This window comes from Stenotrophomonas sp. STEN018 (assembly GCF_056760235.1).
Map to the genome: position 1 here is coordinate 1 of NZ_JBRREK010000069.1, position 16852 is coordinate 16852.

At 63.4% G+C, this 16852-nt stretch carries 11 protein-coding genes; all 11 read left to right on the top strand.

The window, feature by feature from the left end:
• Positions 1-723: 723 nt before the first annotated feature.
• Positions 724-3183, top strand: a complete 2460-nt coding sequence (locus ACVOMB_RS18695; RefSeq protein ID WP_481532556.1) for a GH92 family glycosyl hydrolase — start codon at positions 724-726, stop codon at positions 3181-3183.
• 98 nt (positions 3184-3281) lie between these two features.
• Positions 3282-4340: a LacI family DNA-binding transcriptional regulator gene (locus tag ACVOMB_RS18700; protein ID WP_481532557.1), complete on the top strand. Its 1059-nt coding sequence runs from the start codon at positions 3282-3284 to the stop codon at positions 4338-4340.
• A gap of 43 nt (positions 4341-4383) precedes the next feature.
• Positions 4384-5691 (top strand): L-fucose:H+ symporter permease, encoded by a 1308-nt coding sequence (gene fucP, locus ACVOMB_RS18705; protein ID WP_481532558.1) that lies wholly within the window; start codon positions 4384-4386, stop codon positions 5689-5691.
• A 6-nt stretch (positions 5692-5697) separates the two neighbouring features.
• The gene (locus ACVOMB_RS18710) at positions 5698-6693 is read left to right on the top strand and encodes a carbohydrate kinase family protein (protein WP_481532559.1); all 996 of its coding nucleotides are present in this window, start codon (positions 5698-5700) and stop codon (positions 6691-6693) included.
• Positions 6690-7922: an AGE family epimerase/isomerase gene (locus ACVOMB_RS18715; RefSeq protein ID WP_481532560.1), complete on the top strand. Its 1233-nt coding sequence runs from the start codon at positions 6690-6692 to the stop codon at positions 7920-7922. The genes ACVOMB_RS18710 and ACVOMB_RS18715 overlap by 4 nt, the downstream gene beginning before the upstream one ends.
• A 280-nt stretch (positions 7923-8202) precedes the next feature.
• Positions 8203-10812: a beta-mannosidase gene (locus ACVOMB_RS18720; protein WP_481532561.1), complete on the top strand. Its 2610-nt coding sequence runs from the start codon at positions 8203-8205 to the stop codon at positions 10810-10812.
• Complete coding sequence (locus ACVOMB_RS18725) at positions 10812-12245, top strand: glycoside hydrolase family 47 protein (protein WP_481532562.1); 1434 nt, start codon at positions 10812-10814, stop codon at positions 12243-12245. Before ACVOMB_RS18720 ends, ACVOMB_RS18725 begins: the two co-directional genes overlap by 1 nt.
• A gap of 337 nt (positions 12246-12582) precedes the next feature.
• The gene (locus tag ACVOMB_RS18730) at positions 12583-13242 is read left to right on the top strand and encodes a response regulator (protein WP_481532563.1); all 660 of its coding nucleotides are present in this window, start codon (positions 12583-12585) and stop codon (positions 13240-13242) included.
• Positions 13239-15062, top strand: coding sequence for a sensor histidine kinase (locus tag ACVOMB_RS18735; RefSeq protein ID WP_481532564.1), 1824 nt, complete (start codon positions 13239-13241; stop codon positions 15060-15062). Before ACVOMB_RS18730 ends, ACVOMB_RS18735 begins: the two co-directional genes overlap by 4 nt.
• 302 nt (positions 15063-15364) lie before the next feature.
• On the top strand, positions 15365-15538 hold the full coding sequence (locus ACVOMB_RS18740; protein WP_481532565.1) for a hypothetical protein: 174 nt from the start codon (positions 15365-15367) through the stop codon (positions 15536-15538).
• 106 nt (positions 15539-15644) lie between these two features.
• On the top strand, positions 15645-16733 hold the full coding sequence (locus tag ACVOMB_RS18745; RefSeq protein WP_481532566.1) for a serine hydrolase domain-containing protein: 1089 nt from the start codon (positions 15645-15647) through the stop codon (positions 16731-16733).
• Positions 16734-16852: the final 119 nt, after the last annotated feature.

The window sequence follows — 16852 nt, forward strand, 5'->3', positions numbered from 1 at the left end:
GTGGGCCCGCTTGTGGTGGCCAATTTGGGCGGGGGGGGGGGGGTGGGGGGGGGGGGTTTGGGGGTTTGTGCCGCGCCTTGCTGGGCTGGGGCCTTGCCAGGAAAGCCTCTGCCGGGCATGGCTCGGGCACTACGCTTGGCTCCCTCCCTTTGGCCGCAGGCCTAGGGGAGGGCTGGGGAGAGGGGGCTTTTGGGGCATTACCGGGAAAGCCCCTGCCGAGCATGGCTCGGCACTACGCTTGGCTCCCTCCCTTTGGCCGCAGGCCTAGGGGAGGGCTGGGGAGGGGTTGGCTTTTGGGGCATTACCGGTAAGGCCGCTGTCGAGCATGGCTCGGCACTACAGGAGTGGATTTTCCAGTCGATGTTGCGCCGCAGAATGCGCTGAGCGAAATGCTCATGCTTTACTTGGATCGATCTAAATTTTCGGCAAGGTGCTTCCGGGGATGCAGGTGGGGTCGCGCAGGGCGGGGTCCAACCAGCTGCAAGTCACTGAAAACACTGCCGGGTAGCACTTTCCAAGGCCCAATGTTTGCTGCTTTTGCCCCGCTGGCTGCCGTCGTGACGGCTGTCGGGGCAGGTGCGGGGGCCAACCGTTTTGCTGATGCCTGGCATCTCTCCCCCATCCCGTTCCCGGATGGGCTGGACATCAGCGGCCCGGCTCGTCCGGGCCAACTTCTGCCGTACCGACATCGTTGCCGTACCGACCGACCCAAGGATCCAATGCATGAGCCGATCGCCATCCACCGCCCAATCCCGCCGCCGCCCGTTGGCAACGGCAGCCTGTCTGCTGGCGCTGAGTTTCGCGCCGTTGCTGCAGGCTGCGCCGTCGGCCGCGCTGGAGCGTGAGGTCAACACCTTCATCGGCAGCAAGGATGACGGCAATACCTTCCCGGGTGCGTCGGCACCGTTCGGCCTGATCCAGGTCAGCCCGATCGGCAGCCACTACTCCGGCTGGCGCTATGACGACGAAAAGATCCGTGGCTTCGGTCATTCCTTCATCTCCGGCGCCGGTTGCTGGGAGCAGGGCGGGCAGGTCTCGGTTTTGCCGGTGACCGGCAGCATTGGTCCGGGCGGTGATTTCGATACCAAGGACCCCAAGCGCTTCGACCACAAGAACTACGCCTCGGCCTATAGCCACAATGGTGAAGTCGGCCAGGCCGGCTACTACAAGGTACGGCTGACTGATTACCGCGGCATTGACGTGGAAACCACCGCGCTGACCCGCGCCGCCGCCGAGCGCTATACCTTCAGCGCGGGCGTGAGCGAAGGCCAGGTACTGGTCAACGTCGCCCAGGCCAACGAGCGCCATTCGGTGATCGGCAGCGTCATCGACGTGGTCGGTGATCGTGCGGTGGAAGGCAAGCTGGTCACCAAGAGTTTCTGCGGCGGCCACCAGTACACCACCTGGTTCCGCATCGAGTTTGATCGCCCGTTCAAGGCGCATGGCACCTGGGGCGAAGAAGGCGGCCTGCCCGGCGCGCGCCACAGCATGGAAGGCGAGGCCAAGCCGAATGGTGCGTGGTTGAGCTTTGATCTGGCCGATGGCCGCAGCGTTACCGCCACCAGCGCGATTTCGCACGTGGATGCCGAAGGTGCGCGCAGCAATCTGCGCAGCGATGGCATGCAGGGTGGCAAGTTGTTGAGCTTTGATCGCATGCGCGCGCTGTCGCAGGCGCAGTGGCGTGAGCAGCTGGGCAGCGTCAAGGTCGAAGGTGCAAATTCCGATGACCGCACCGTGCTGTACACCGCGTTGTACCACGCGCTGCTGCAGCCGATGACCGGCAGTGATGCCGATGGCCGCTATCGAGGCTATGACGATGTCATCCATCGTGCCGATGGCTGGACGTATTACGAGTATTTCTCGCTGTGGGATACCTACCGCACGCAGAACCAGTGGCTGGCGCTGACCCGCCCGGAAGTCGCGCGTGATATCGGCCGCAGCCTGCTCGCCATCAACGAACAGGGCGGCTGGTTGCCGCGCTGGGGCTATGCCAACTTCGAAACCAATGTGATGACCGGTGACCCGGTAACGCCGTTCATGGTCGACCTGTGGCGCTTTGGTGCGCTGAAGGGCCGCGAGGCGGAAGCCTGGGGCGCACTGCGCCGCAATGCATTCGACGTGCCGCCGATCAATTCGCGTCATGCCGGTCGTTCCGGCAATCCAAGTTATCTGGCCAACGGCTACGTCGCTTATGACCGCGCCTTCCCGTCCAAGGGCATGGACGTTGATCCGCACCACGGTGGTTCGGCAACGCTGGAATACGCACTGGCCGACTGCGCTCTGGCGCAGATGGCCGATGGTCTGGGCCACGCCGACGATGCAGCGACGCTGCGCACTCGCGGTGGCAATTGGCACAAGGTGTGGGATGCGGATGTGCGCGATGCCGAAACCGGCTTCACTGGTTTCCCGCGCCCGCGTGACGAGAACGGCAAGTGGTATACGCCGGCCGATGGCCATTACAGCCCGCGTTCGGAACATGGCTTCCATGAGGGCACTGGTTGGCAGTACCAGTGGCTGATGCAGCAGGACGTGCCAGGCATGCTGCAGGCCATGCATGGCCGCGAGCAGACCGGCAAGCGCCTGGATGCGTTCTTCGCTTACGACGCGCTGCTGCAGGCACCGCTCACCGCCGCACGCAAGGAGTGGGTGGTTGGCCCGTACAGCTATTACAACCAGTACCGCTACAACCCAAACAACGAGCCCGACCTGCATTCGCCGTGGATGTATACGCTGATCGGCCAGCCGTGGAAGACCGCCACCGTGGTCCGCGCCGCGCAGCAGCTGTTCACCAATGCGCCGAACGGCGTTACCGGCAATGACGACCTGGGCACGATGTCGGCTTGGTACCTGTTCAGTGCACTGGGCTTGTATCCGGCAGTGCCGGGCAGCGGCCAGTTCCTGCTGCATGCACCGCGCTACAGCAAGGCCGAGATCACCCTGGGCAACGGCCGCACCCTGCGCCTGCATGCGCCGGGCGCCGATCCGCGCAGCCTGCAGTACATCCAGAGCGTGCAGGTAGATGGCAAGCCGCAGCCTGCGGTGTGGCTGGATTGGCAGCGCCTGCAGCAGGGCGGCGATGTGCGCTTCACCCTCGGTGCGCAGGCACCGGAGCAGGGCTGGGGCACCGCAACGGCCGACCTGCCGGTGTCGTACTGCGCCACCCCGGGCAGCGCCCAGCCGTGAGCACGGGCAGCGCCAAGGCAGGAAAGAAGGGAACGGGCAGCGCAGGCGCTGGCCGTGATCCTTTAGGCTTGGCGCATCCCGGGACCGCAGCGGAAACGATGAAAGACACTTCTACCGGCGCCAAGGGCGCACGCAAGGCCGGCCAACGCGCGGTCACCGTCACCGATATCGCGCAGGCGGTGGGCGTATCGCGGGCGACCGTATCGCTGGTGCTGCGCGGCAGCCCCTTGGTCAACGTGGACACCCGCGCCAAAGTCGAGGCCGAGCTGCGCAAGCAGCGCTATGTGTACAACCGTACCGCCGCCAACCTGCGTCGTCGCACCTCGTCATCGATCGCATTGGTGATCAACGATCTGTCCAACCCATTCTTCGCCGAATTCGCCTCGGGCGTGGACGAGGCATTGGGTGGCAAGGGCTTCGTGACCCTGCTTGGCAGCACCGGCGAATCACCGCAGCGCCAGCAGGCGGTATTGAGCACCTTGATGGAACACACGCCGACGGGCTTCATTCTGTCGCCAGCCGAAGGTAGTGATGCAGAAGAGCTGCGGCATGTATTGGGTGCGCACGCCAACGTGCTGCTGTTCAACCGTGAACTGGCCGGTGCGGACTGGGATTTCCTCACTCTGGACAACCAGCACGGCGCGTACATGGCGACTCGCCACCTGATCGAACGCGGTCATCGTGACATCGCGTTCTTTGGCGGGCATGGCGCATCCAGTTCCTGCGCTCAACGCCGCCTGGGTTACCAGCAGGCATTGAGTGAGGCGGGCTTGCCCTTCCATGCGGATTGGTTGATCGAGTCCGCACCCAACCGTCTGGAAGCCGCTGCACGTACCGGCGAATTGTTCGAAAGCGCACAGCGTCCCAGTGCGGCGGTCTGCTACAACGATACGGTTGCATTGGGCCTGATGCTGGGCCTGACCTCGCGTGGCATACGCCCGGGTGGTGACTTCGCCGTTACCGGGTTCGACGATATCTCCGAGGCTGCGGTCGCGGTGCCGCCGTTGACCACGCTGACCGCTGATCCGCGCGAACGTGGCCGGCAGGCAGCAGCCTTGTTGCTGCAGCGCCTGGACAACCCCGATGCGGCACCGATGCGTACCGTCGCACCGGTGCAGCTGCGGATCCGCGAGAGCAGTGCAGCAAGGCCAAGTTGATTCCGTAGCCCCACCTTCCGATTACCGTATCCAGGCAGCCCACATGCACATACCAACATCGCCGTCATCTTCATCAAGCCAGTCGGCGCCCGTGGTCAATACGCGCGTGGCCTTGGCGGTGGCGACCACCATCTTCTTCATGTGGGGCTTCCTGACCTGCCTCAACGACATCCTGATTCCGCACCTGAAGTCGGTGTTCGAACTGAACTACACCCAGGCAATGCTGGTGCAGTTCACTTTCTTCGGTGCCTACTTCCTGATGTCGCTGCCCGCAGGTCGACTGGTGGCGCGGTTGGGCTACAAACAGGGCATCGTCGCCGGTCTGGTGATTGCCGGCATCGGTGCGCTTGGCTTCTGGCCGGCGGCTGAGTTGCGCGTCTATGGCGCCTTCCTTGCCGCCTTGTTCGTGCTGGCAACCGGCATCACCGTGCTGCAGGTGGCGGCCAATCCCTATGTGGCGCTGCTTGGCCCGGAGCGCACCAGTTCCAGCCGTTTGACGCTGGCACAAGCATTGAATTCGCTGGGTACCGCGATCGCGCCGATCTTCGGCGGCATGTTGATCCTGGGCAACACGGTGAAGAGCGCCGATGAACTGACCGCGCTGCCGCTGGCCGACCAGCTGGCCTACCGCGCGCAGGAAGCGCAGTCGGTGCAGGGGCCGTATCTTGGTCTGGCTGTGGCCTTGTTCCTGCTGGCGCTGTTCGTGTTCCTGTTCCGTTTGCCATCGCTGGCTGAAAACAGCGAACAGGCCGATACCGCACGCCACAGCTATGGCGACGCGCTGCGCCACAAGCACCTGCTGTTCGGCGTGCTGGGCATCTTCTTCTATGTGGGTGCCGAGGTTTCGATCGGCAGCTTCCTGGTCAACTACCTGTCGCTGCCCAACATCGGCGGCTTCAGCGAGCAGCAGGCCACGCACTATGTGTCGCTGTACTGGACCATGGCGATGATCGGCCGCTTCGCCGGCTCGCTGCTGCTGGTGCGCTTCTCGCCGCGCAAGCTGCTTGCCCTGTTTGCAGTGATCAATGTGGGCCTGTTGGCCCTGACCATGGCCAGCGAAGGCCACGTGGCGCTGTATTCGATCGTGGCGATTGGTCTGTTCAACTCGATCATGTTCCCGACCATCTTCGCGCTGGGCATCGAGCGCCTGGGGCCGTTGACCAACAAGGCGTCCAGCCTGCTGATCATGGCTATTGTTGGTGGCGCGGTGGTGCCGTTTCTGCAGGGCATGCTGGCCGACCGCATCGGCGTGCACCATTCATTCGTACTGCCGTTGCTGTGCTACGGCTACATCATTTTCTACGGGCTGGTGGGGTCACGCGCCAGCACCGGTGTCAGCCAGAAGGACTGAGGCCAGATGGGCAAGATTGTTTGTTTCGGCGAAATTTTGATCGATCTATTAGCGCAACCGCCGGCCTCGGCGGACACCCCGCGCGCGTTCCTGCAGTACGCCGGCGGTGCCCCCGCCAACGTCGCGGTGGCGGCAGCGCGGCTGGGTGCCAGCAGCCATTTCGCCGGCATGCTGGGCCGCGACATGTTTGGTGATTTCCTGCTGGAGAGCCTGCAGCAGGCCGGTGTTGAAACCGACTGCATCGTGCGTACCGATGCAGCCAAGACCGCGCTGGCCTTCGTCGCGTTGGACGCGCATGGCGAGCGCAGCTTCAGCTTCTACCGGCCGCCGGCAGCGGACCTGCTGTTCCGTGCCGAGCACTATCTGCCGGCCTGCTTTGACGGCACCGCCTGCTTCCATGTCTGTTCCAACAGCCTGACCGAAGCGGATATCGCTGCAGCCACGTTCGAAGGCATGGAGCGCGCACGCGCCGCTGGTGCCGTGGTCAGTCTGGATCTGAACCTGCGGCCGGCGCTGTGGCCGGCCGATGTCGATCCCACGCCGCGCCTGTGGCAGGCCTTGGAACGCGCCGACCTGATCAAGCTCTCGCGCGAAGAGCTCGATTACCTGGCCGCGCCGCTCGGTGCCGATGGCGATGCGCAGGTGCTGCGCCGTCTGCTGGCCGCACAGGCGCGCTGGGTGATCGTCACCGACGGCGCGGGCATCCTGCGCTGGTATACGCGCGATGGCCAAGGCGAGGTGCCGAGCTTCCGTGTGCAAGCCGTGGATACTACTGCTGCTGGCGATGCCTTCGTCGGCGGCGTGCTGGTTGGCTTGGTCGAGCGTGGTGGCGCCGGTGCCGGTTTCGCTGCGTTCTGCGAGCAGCCTGAAGCAATCAACAGCACCTTGCGCTTCGGCGCGGCCGTGGGTGCCCTGGCAGTGACCCGTAAAGGCGCATTCGCCGCCATGCCGAGTCTGGACGAAGTGCAGCAACTGCTGCAGCAACAGGAAGCCACCGCATGACCACCACGCCCGATTTCCGCTCCCCGGCCTTCCTGCGCGCGCACATCGCCGACACGATGGCCTTCTACCATCCGCATTGCATCGATGCGGATGGCGGTTTCTTCCACTACTACCGCGACGACGGCAGCATCTACGACCGCAGCCATCGCCACCTGGTCAGCAGCACCCGCTTCGTCTTCAACTATGCGATGGCCTACCGCGAGTATGGCAATGCGGAGTATCTGGATGCGGTGAAGCACGGCGTGCGCTACCTGCGCGAGGTGCACCGCAACCCGGCCACCGGCGGCTACGCCTGGACCCTGCGTGATGGCAAGGTCGAGGACGACATGAACCATTGCTACGGCGTGGCCTTCGTATTGCTGGCTTACAGCTGCGCGTTGAAGGCTGGCATCGAGCAGGGTCGCGAATGGATGGACGAGACCTGGCAGCTGCTGGAACGCCACTTCTGGGAGCCGCAGCACGGCCTGTACCGCGACGAAGCCGACGCCAACTGGAACTTCACCGGCTACCGCGGCCAGAACGCCAACATGCATATGTGCGAAGCGATGCTGGCGGCGTTCGAGGCCAGCGGCGAGCAGCGCTATCTGCAGCGCGCCCTGCAGCTGGCCGACAACATGACCCGTCGACAAGCAGCGAAGGCCGGTGGTCTGGTCTGGGAGCATTACGACATCGATTGGAACATCGATTGGGACTACAACCTGGACAACCCCAAGCATCTGTTCCGGCCGTGGGGTTTCCAACCCGGCCATCAGACCGAATGGGCCAAGTTGCTGATGATCCTCGATCGTCATGTCGATGCCGATTGGCTGGTGCCGACTGCGCGACACCTGTTCGATACTTCGATGACGCGATCGTGGGATGAAGCACGTGGTGGCCTGTATTACGGGTTCGCACCGGAGTCGCGCCGTCAGCCGCATATGGACGGCGCCGCTATTGGCGGCGACAGCTTCGTCTGCGACGACGACAAGTATTTCTGGGTGCAGGCCGAGTCGCTGGCTGCCGCCGCACTGCTGGCCAAGCGTACCGGCGATGCCGGCTACTGGGACTGGTACGACCGCTTGTGGGCGTACTCGTGGCAGTACTTCGTCGATCATCGCTATGGCGCCTGGTTCCGCATCCTCAATGCCGACAATGGCAAGTACGACGATGAGAAGAGCCCGGCCGGCAAGACCGATTACCACACCATGGGCGCCTGCCACGAAGTATTGAATGTGGTGCGCAAGGGCTGACCAACAGCATTCGCATTGTTTCAGTCGTTATCCCCGCGAAGGCGGGGATCGCTCCGGGCTCTCGCCGCAGCAGTGATAGCCAGCATCAAAGAGATTTGTGAGTTGCTGACGGCGACAGTTTCCTGGTCGTGTCATTCAGCAGAAACACAAGCGGAACCAGCAGCAGGGAGGAAGCAGCATGCAGCACGCGCACCTGAAATTTGGATCGATACAAATTCATGCTCAACGCGCGTGCCGCGGCCTGTTGCTGTGTGCGCTGTGGTTGGCTTCCAGTGCAGCAGTGGCTGCACCATTGCAGGCGCAATGGAACTTCCGCCTGCTGCCGGGCGACGCACAGCTGCAGGCGCATCCGGGCATGGATGCGTGGAAACAAGCAACCGTGCCGGGCAGCGTGCATACCGATCTGATGGCTGCTGGCTTGATCGGCGATCCTTACGTAGGCGCCGCCGAAGCCGGCCTGCAGTGGATCGGTCTCGCTGACTGGGAATACCGCGCCCGCTTTGATGTGGATGCCGAAACCCTGGCGCGTCCGCATGCCGAGTTGCGCTTCGATGGCCTGGACACCTTTGCCGAAGTCCGCCTCAACGGCCAGCCGTTGCTGAAGGCTGACAACGCACACCGCACTTGGCGTGCACGTGTCGACGGCCGCCTGCGTGCGCAGGGCAATGAACTGCAGATCGTGTTCCGCTCGCCTATCCGCACTTTGCTGCCGCAGGTGCAGGCGATGCCGCACAAGATTGCCGGCAACTACCCTTCGCCCTACGGTGATGAGCCCAAGGACGCGATGGTCGGCAACTTCGTGCGCAAGCCGGCCTATCACTTCGGCTGGGACTGGGGGCCGCGCTACGTTACTGCCGGCGTGTGGCGGCAGGTGCATCTGGACAGCTGGGACCAACAGCGCATCACCGATCTGGCCGTGCGCACCGATGCGTTGGACGCGGACAAGGCAGCACTGAACGTGCTGTTGCAGGTGGAGCAGGCAGACAAGGCCGCGACCCAGCAGATCGTCATCGATGTGCGTGATCCGGACGGCAAGACGGTCGCGCAGATCAAGCGCGATGTCGCGCTGACGCCGGGTGAGAACAGCGTGTCGCTGCCCTTGCAGATCGACAAGCCGCGGCGCTGGTGGCCGGTGGGTTACGGCGCGCAGGATCGTTACACCGTGCGGGCACGGCTGGGTGACGGCAAGCAGGAGGCATTGGAATCCAGCATCCGCATCGGCCTGCGTACCGTGCAGCTGCAGCGTAATGAAGACAAGGACGGCGGGCAGGGATTCGCCTTCGTCATCAATGGCGTGCCGGTGTTCGCCAAAGGCGCGAATGTCATTCCGTTCGATGCCTTCCCGGCGCGGGTGACCCGCGAGCGCCTGCGCCGAGACCTGCAGGCCGCACGCGATGCCAATATGAACATGCTGCGCAACTGGGGCGGTGGCTATTACGAAGACGGTGCCTTCTTCGACATCGCCGACGAACTCGGCTTGCTGGTGTGGCAGGACTTCATGTTCGGTGGCGGCATGCAGCCGGGTTATGACCCTGCGTTCCGTGCCAACGTCGTTGCCGAAGCGCGCGACAACATCCGTCGCCTGCGCCACCACCCCAGCATCGTGCTGTGGTGTGGCAACAACGAAGAAGAAACCGCGTGGAAGGATTGGGGCCACGGCAAGACCTTGAAGGAAGCCGATCCGGTGTTCGCCGAGAAGGTCTGGCAGGGCTATGTGGACCTGTTCGGCAAGGACTTGCGCACTGTGGTCGCCGAGGAAGGGTTGGGCGTGCCCTACTGGGCCAGTTCGCCGAGCAATGATCTGGATACCAAGGCCAACGACTCACGCCGTGGAGACAAACATTATTGGGAAGTCTGGGGCAACCCGGCCTTGCCGCCGACCGCATATCTGAAGGAAACCCCGCGTTTCATGTCCGAGTACGGGCTGCAGGCTTGGCCGCAGCTGTCGACCATCAATGCCTTCGCCAAGGTCGACGAGCAGCAGGTGGATGGCCCGGTGATCCAGGCCCACCAGAAGTTCCTGGCTGGCAAGGGCAATGAGCGCTTGCTGCATTACATCGAAATGGAATTCGGGACGCCGCGGTCATTCCCTGATTTCGTCTACCTGAGCCAGATGATGCAGGCTGAGGGCATCGAGCTGGCAGCACTGCACCACCGCGCCTCGCGCCCGTACACGATGGGCTCGCTGTACTGGCAGCTCAACGATGTGTGGCCGGGTGCGTCCTGGTCCAGCGTGGATTACTACGGCAACTGGAAAGCACTGAACTTCCACGCGCGGCGCTTCTTCGCCGAGGTGGCGGTGGCTGCGCTGCGCGATGAAGGTAGTACACGCTTCAGCCTGCTCAATGATGGCCGCGAGCCAGTGCAGGGGCAGTGGCGTGTACGCGTATTGGATTTCGATGGGCGCGAGCTGCAACAGCAGCGCAAGTCCGTCAGTCTGTCCGCGCTGTCGGCTACCAAGGTTGCACGCCTCAGCGACGCTGAGCTGTTGCACGGAGCAGATCCCAGCCGCAGCGTCGCAGTCTTCGAACTGCTGCGCGGTGATGCAGTACTGGCACAGCGTCTGATCTATTTCGTCGCCGCCAAACAGCAGGCCTTGCAGCCGGCACAGCTGCACAGTGAGCTGCGCGCCGAAGGCGATCACTACCTGCTGCAGCTGCGTGCCGACAAACTGGTCCGCGGCATCTGGATCGGCTTCAACAATGCCGATGCCAGCGTCGAAGACAATGCCTTCGACCTGCTGCCGGGCCAGACCCGCACGCTGGTCGTGCGCAGCACCGCACCGCTTTCCACCCTGCGCACGGCCCTGCACCTGCAGACGCTGGGCGACACCCTGCAGTCCCGTCCCGTTGCATCGCAAGACAACGCTTCCGTCGAGAGGATTCACTGATGACCCGTTCCCTGCGTACCGCCCCCCTGGTCGCCGCGCTGATGCTGGCGCTTTCCGCCTGCAGCCAGCAGGCCGCCGCTCCCGCCACCACCCCGGCTGCACCGGCCGCTGCCGCAGCACCGGCTGACGCCGCGCTTCCGGCCGTCGATGACGCCGAAGCCGCACGCATGGCCGAGCAGGTCCGCGAAGCCACCCGCCATGCCTGGCAGGGTTACATGCAGTACGCCAAGGGCCACGACGATCTGAAGCCGATCAGCGCCCAGCCGCGCGACTGGTATCCCAAGCCGTTGCTGATGTCGCCGGTGGACGCACTGGACACGCTGCTGCTGCTCGGTCTGGACAAGGAAGCCAACGAAGCCCGTGAGCTGATCGTCACCCAGCTGTCCTTTGACCAGGACATGGATGTGCAGAACTTCGAGGTCACCATCCGCCTGCTCGGTGGCCTGCTGTCGGCCTACCAGATGACCAACGACGAGCGCCTGCTCAAGCTCGCCGATGACCTGGGCACGCGCCTGTCGCCGGTCTTCGACAGCCCGACCGGTCTGCCGTACACCCACGTCAACCTGCACACCGGCAAGACCAGCGGCAAGATCAGCAACCCGGCCGAAACCGGCACGCTGCTGCTGGAGTTCGGCACCCTGGCCAAGCTCACCGGCAAGCAGGCGTATTACGACAAGGCCAAGCGCGCATTGGTGGAAACCCACAAGCGGCGTTCCAAGATCGGCCTGGTCGGTTTGAACATCAACGTCGAAACCGGCGAGTGGACCAACAAGGACGCGTCGATTGCCGGCGGCATCGATTCGTACTACGAGTACCTGCTCAAGTGCTGGAAGCTGTTCGGCGACGAAGACTGCAAGAAGATGTGGGACGAGAGCATCGGCCCGATCAACCAGTACCTGGCCGACGAAGTGCGCGAAGGCGAGCTGTGGTACGGCCACGCCGACATGGACACCGGTGCCCGTACCTCCACCACCTACGGTGCGCTGGACGCGTTCATGCCGGGCCTGCTGGCCTTGGGCGGTGACCTGGATCGCGCCAAGCGCCTGCAGGAATCCAACCTGAAGATGTGGCGCCTGCACGACATCGAGCCGGAGTCGCTGGACTACGCCAAGATGGAAGTGCGCTCGCCGAGCTACGCGCTGCGCCCGGAGATCGTCGAGTCCGCATATTACCTGCACCATTACACCGGTGATGTGCGCTACCGCGGCATGGGCAAGGAGTTCTTCGATGACTTCGTGCGTTACACCCGCACCGATCACGGCTTCTCCGCGCTGAAGGACGTCCGCAGCAAGGAGAAGGACGACTCGATGGAGAGCTTCCTGTTCGCCGAGACGTTCAAGTACTACTACCTGCTGTTCGCCCCGGCCAAGACCCTGGACTTCGACGGCGTAGTCTTCAACACCGAAGCCCACCCGCTGCGTCGTACCTGGTAAGAGCGAGCGAGAGCCAAGGTTCTCACAGATCCATCCGAAGCCAGGCTTCCTCGTAAACGCACCGAAGCTAGGCTTCCTCGTAAACGCACCGAAGCTAGGCTTCCTCGTAAACGCACCGAAGCTAGGCCTCCTCGTTAACCCACCGAAGCTAGGCTTCCTCCCCTCTCCCGCTTGCGGGAGAGGGGCAGGGGGTGAGGGCCGCCTCGCCCATTGATCTCAACGAAAGTAGCCTTTGCAGTTCCAACACCACCCAAGCCCAACCCCGCCACCCCCAGTCACAACCCCTCCCGTAAGACCACGCTAAACTCCGTCACAACGGGAACCATGGCGGGGGCCGATGGAGCTGTCTTCCATTCTGATCATCGACGACGACGCAGCTTCGCTGGCGAGGCTGGCCCGGCTCGTGGCTGAACTCCCGACAGAGCAAGCGCCGCAGATCCACACAGCACCAGACATCGCCGAAGCCCGCACACTGCTGCAAACCCATCACGTCGACCTCGCCCTGGTCGACATGCAGCTGCCCGACGGCACCGGCACCGACCTGATCAGCTGGATGCAGCAGCACCAACCGCAGCTGCAGGCAGTGATCGTGTCCGCATTCGCCGAAGAAGAAACCATTTTCGCCGCGCTGCGCGCAGGTGCCGTCGGCTACCTGCTCAAGGACCGCGACGACATCGAGCTGAGCGTTGCGCTGCGCAGCCTGCAACGCGGTGGCGCACCGATCGACCCGATGATCGCCCGGCGCATTCTGGCCTTGCTGCCCGCTGTGCAGGCGCCGGTCGCTGCACCAGCAACGCCAAGCGTGCACCTGTCCGAGCGCGAACTCGGCATTCTCACCCACGTCGCACAGGGCTATGGCAATCGCGAAATCGCCGAGCTTCTTGGACTGTCACGGCTGACCATCGAAGCGCATACCCGCAACATCTACCGCAAGCTGGCGGTGGGTTCGCGTACGGCGGCGGTATACGAGGCGCGCGCAATGGGACTGCTACCTTGATCCGTTGGCTGCTGGCCCTGCTGTTGATGGCTTGCACGGCCACGGCCGACGCGCAGACTGCAGAAGTCACCCGCATTGCCCAGGCCGAGGCGGTGCGCGCCGACTGGCAATCGCCGGCGCCGCCCGCGCAGGGCTGGGAGCCGGTGGCTCTGGCCGATCAGTGGCAGACCCGCTGGCCGGATCATGACGGCGTGGTCTGGTACCGTCTGCGCTGGCAGCAGAACGATGCACAGCAGCCTACGGGCCTGTTGCTGGATTACACCTGCATGGCGGCCGCTGTCTACCTCAACGGCAGCTTGATTGATCGCGATCCTTCATTGGTCGAGCCCTTGTCGCGCAGCTGGCACGTGCCTCGTTACTTCCTGCTGCAGGCACCACTGCTCAAGCAAGGCGAGAACGAGTTGTTGGTGAGGGTTTCGGGCCTTGCCGCCTATCAGCCCTCGCTCGGCGTGGTGGATGTGGGCGACCCGCAGCTGTTGCAGGCGCGCTATCGCAAGGAAGTCCTGGTCCGGCACGACCTGCAACTGCTCGACATCGCAATTGGATTCGTACTGGCGGCAGTGATCGGGCTGTTCTGGCTGTTGCGGCGCAAGGAGTCGATGTACGGCTGGTATGCCTTGAGCGCTGTGTTTGGGCGCCTGTACGACAGCAACTTCGTTGTCAGCAGTCCGTGGCCGTTCGCCACCACCGACGGCTGGCAGGCTTTCGTCGGCGCCTGCTACGTTGCGGCTGCTGCAGCACACACGATATTCCTGCTGCGCTTCTGTGAGCGGCGCTGGCCGCGACTGGAGCGCGTGCTGCTGGCAATCGTGGTGCTGGTGATGGCGGGTGCCTTGTTGTGGCCGCAGTGGATGGGGCCGAGCCGCAACGTCTATCTGGTTCCCACTATCGCTTTCCTGTACGTGGTGTCGTTCACCTTCATGGCCTATGCACTGCGCAGTGGCCGCCGTGACTACCAGGTACTGGCGCTGTGCATCATCCTGCCGATTGTGGTGTCGCTGCATGACTTGGGCGTGTACATGGGCTGGTATGGCGGAGTGAGCTATCTGGGCTCGTTTACCTCGCCGCTGATGTTGCTGGGCATGGGCTTCGTGCTGGCTTACCGCTTCGCCAACACCATGCAGCGGGTGGAAGGCTTCAATGCCGAGCTGCGACATGAAGTGCAGCAAGCGACCACACAGTTGGCAGACAACCTGCAACAGCAGCATGCGCTGGAGCTCGCCCACAGCCGCGCCGGTGAACGTCTGCAACTGGTGCGTGACCTGCATGACGGTTTCGGTGGCACCTTGGTAGGCGCCATCGCACGGCTGGAGCAGGCACCGCAAGACATGCCGCGAGAGAAGGTCATCGGCGTCCTGCGCGAAATGCGTGATGACCTGCGTCTGGTCATCGACAGCACCGCGCGCGAGCACGGCGATCTTGCCGAATTGCTGGTGCCACTGCGGCACCGTGCAAGCAGCCTGCTGGACGCGGCCGATATCCAAGCGTATTGGCACCTGCATGATATCCAAGGCGTGGAGCTTGGTGCCTCGCGCAGTCTGGACCTGCTACGCCTGCTGCAGGAAGGCTTGACCAATGTGTTCAAGCACAGCCGTGCACAGCGTGTGGATATCCATCTGCAACGACACGGCGAGCAGCTTCAGCTGCATATAGATGATGATGGAATCGGTATTGGCGATGGCAGCATGGGCGCCGCCGGCGGTGCAGGGCTGATCAGCATGCAGCTGCGTGCGCACCGGCTGGGAGGTGTGCTGCACATCGGTCAGCGCGAGGGTGCTCCCGGCACCCGTATGGCGTTACTGCTACCGCTGCGGGGTTAGCTGCCACAACGCGGTAGACGGAAGCCTTTGCCTACCTGATTTCGTGGATGGGCAGCCTGCCATGGTCCGCGCTAGCGTCTGCTTCTGGCGGGATCGGGGCAGCAATCACATGCGTGGCGGCGCACTATCTGTGTTGAATCCTTGGCCTTTGCGGGCAGCGATGGCCGGCTTGCCCGTGTTGCCGGATGTATAGCGTGGCAGCCGTCGCGGTGCGGATCGAGACGCGGCGGAAAGCGCCAGCACCTGATGCCAGCGCGAGCGCGAAATCGTGGCGTTGCCGTGTCTGCAGTGGACCATGGATCGTGCATGACGCTGGGCTGCGTCGCGAGGTTGAACTATCCATTGCCAGTTCGGCGTGGCATGTCGTCATCCGCGAGCAGCAGATAATGCAGGTGCTGGTGCAGCAATGGGTCCCTGAGTTTTTGAAAGGCAGGCCCAACCCCGCGGTGGCGCCAACGAATGCCGGGCGCTGGTGATCGGGGGTTTAAACCTTTTCGTCGTTTCGAGCATCCAAGACTGGAGTCGGTAATCGCGGTGGTCGCGATTCGACCTGCCCTAGCCAGTCACGACCGGAGCCAGACGATGCGATGTGCAAGCGCCCGAACCCTGCTGTACCTGGTAGCGTTGATCTTCGCGCTTCCTTTCCACCTGGCCGCGGCCACGCTGGATGCGGCCAATGACGCAACGCGGCGCTTCATCACTACCACGATGGCGGACAGAGGCATTCCGGGGCTGCAGGTTGCGGTGATCAAGGACGGCAAGGTGGTGTTCTCAGAGGCGCGGGGTCTGGCCAATGTCGAGTACAAGGTGGCAGCTACGCCTGCAACCTTGTTTCCGATCAACTCGGCGACCAAGGCATTCACCGGCGTAGCAGTGATGCAGTTGGTCGAGGCGGGACAGCTTGATCTCGATGGACCGATCTCCACGTACCTGCAGCAGCTGCCTGCTGCGTGGCAGGGGATTCGAGTGCGTCAATTGCTTGCACATACCTCCGGCCTGCCGGATATCGTCGATGCTCAGGGACTGATTGGTGGTGGCTCCGAGGCGCATGCTTGGAAGCTGGTTGAACAGCGGCCGATGCAGGCCTTGCCGGGTGAGCAGTTCGTCTACAACCAGACCAACTATGGCTTGCTTGCCAGGATCATTCACCAGTGCACTGGCAAGCTCTATGAAGACTATCTGGCCACCAGACAGTTCAGTTCGCTGGGCATGAGGCACGTCGGCTTCGGCGGCAGCTACGATATGTTGCCGGACGCGGCGACCATGTACAGCTTCTTTCCCCGTAGCAGCGATGATGCCGACGTACCGAAGCGTCTGTCGCGCTGGTTCTACGACATGCCGCAAGGCCTGTGGGCTGGCGGTGGTATCCAGACCACCGCCGATGATTTGGCATTGTGGTTGGCAGCTTTGTTGCAGCAGCGCATGTTGAGCGCTGCCAGCCTGGCGCGGATGTGGACGCCAGAGCGTTTGAACAATGGCAAGGAAGGTGACTGGGCCGCAGGCTGGCCGGTATCAGGACCGGCGGGGAAGCGCCAGGTCAGCAGCTTTGGTGGCGCACGAGCGGCGTTTGTAGTCTATCCGGACGAAGGCTTGGCGGTGGTCGTGCTGACCAATCTTGTCGGTGCCAACCCGCAGCAGTTCACCGGCCAGATTGCCGATTTTTACCGGTAGCAGCGATCGCCTGACCGTAGTGGCGCGCCCAGCAAGGGAGAGGCGGAAACCGGAAAGGATAAACCCACCAAGGCGAGGGGGGAACCCCCAAGCACGCAATTTAAAAATAACGGGGGTAG

What these genes read in the sequence shown, in the direction of transcription:
- ACVOMB_RS18695 (WP_481532556.1), top strand. Translation starts at nt 724, where the DNA reads ATGAGCCGATCGCCATCCACCGCCCAATCCCGCCGCCGCCCGTTGGCA.
- ACVOMB_RS18700 (WP_481532557.1), top strand. Translation starts at nt 3,282, where the DNA reads ATGAAAGACACTTCTACCGGCGCCAAGGGCGCACGCAAGGCCGGCCAA.
- fucP (WP_481532558.1), top strand. Translation starts at nt 4,384, where the DNA reads ATGCACATACCAACATCGCCGTCATCTTCATCAAGCCAGTCGGCGCCC.
- ACVOMB_RS18710 (WP_481532559.1), top strand. Translation starts at nt 5,698, where the DNA reads ATGGGCAAGATTGTTTGTTTCGGCGAAATTTTGATCGATCTATTAGCG.
- ACVOMB_RS18715 (WP_481532560.1), top strand. Translation starts at nt 6,690, where the DNA reads ATGACCACCACGCCCGATTTCCGCTCCCCGGCCTTCCTGCGCGCGCAC.
- ACVOMB_RS18725 (WP_481532562.1), top strand. Translation starts at nt 10,812, where the DNA reads ATGACCCGTTCCCTGCGTACCGCCCCCCTGGTCGCCGCGCTGATGCTG.
- ACVOMB_RS18730 (WP_481532563.1), top strand. Translation starts at nt 12,583, where the DNA reads ATGGAGCTGTCTTCCATTCTGATCATCGACGACGACGCAGCTTCGCTG.
- ACVOMB_RS18745 (WP_481532566.1), top strand. Translation starts at nt 15,645, where the DNA reads ATGCGATGTGCAAGCGCCCGAACCCTGCTGTACCTGGTAGCGTTGATC.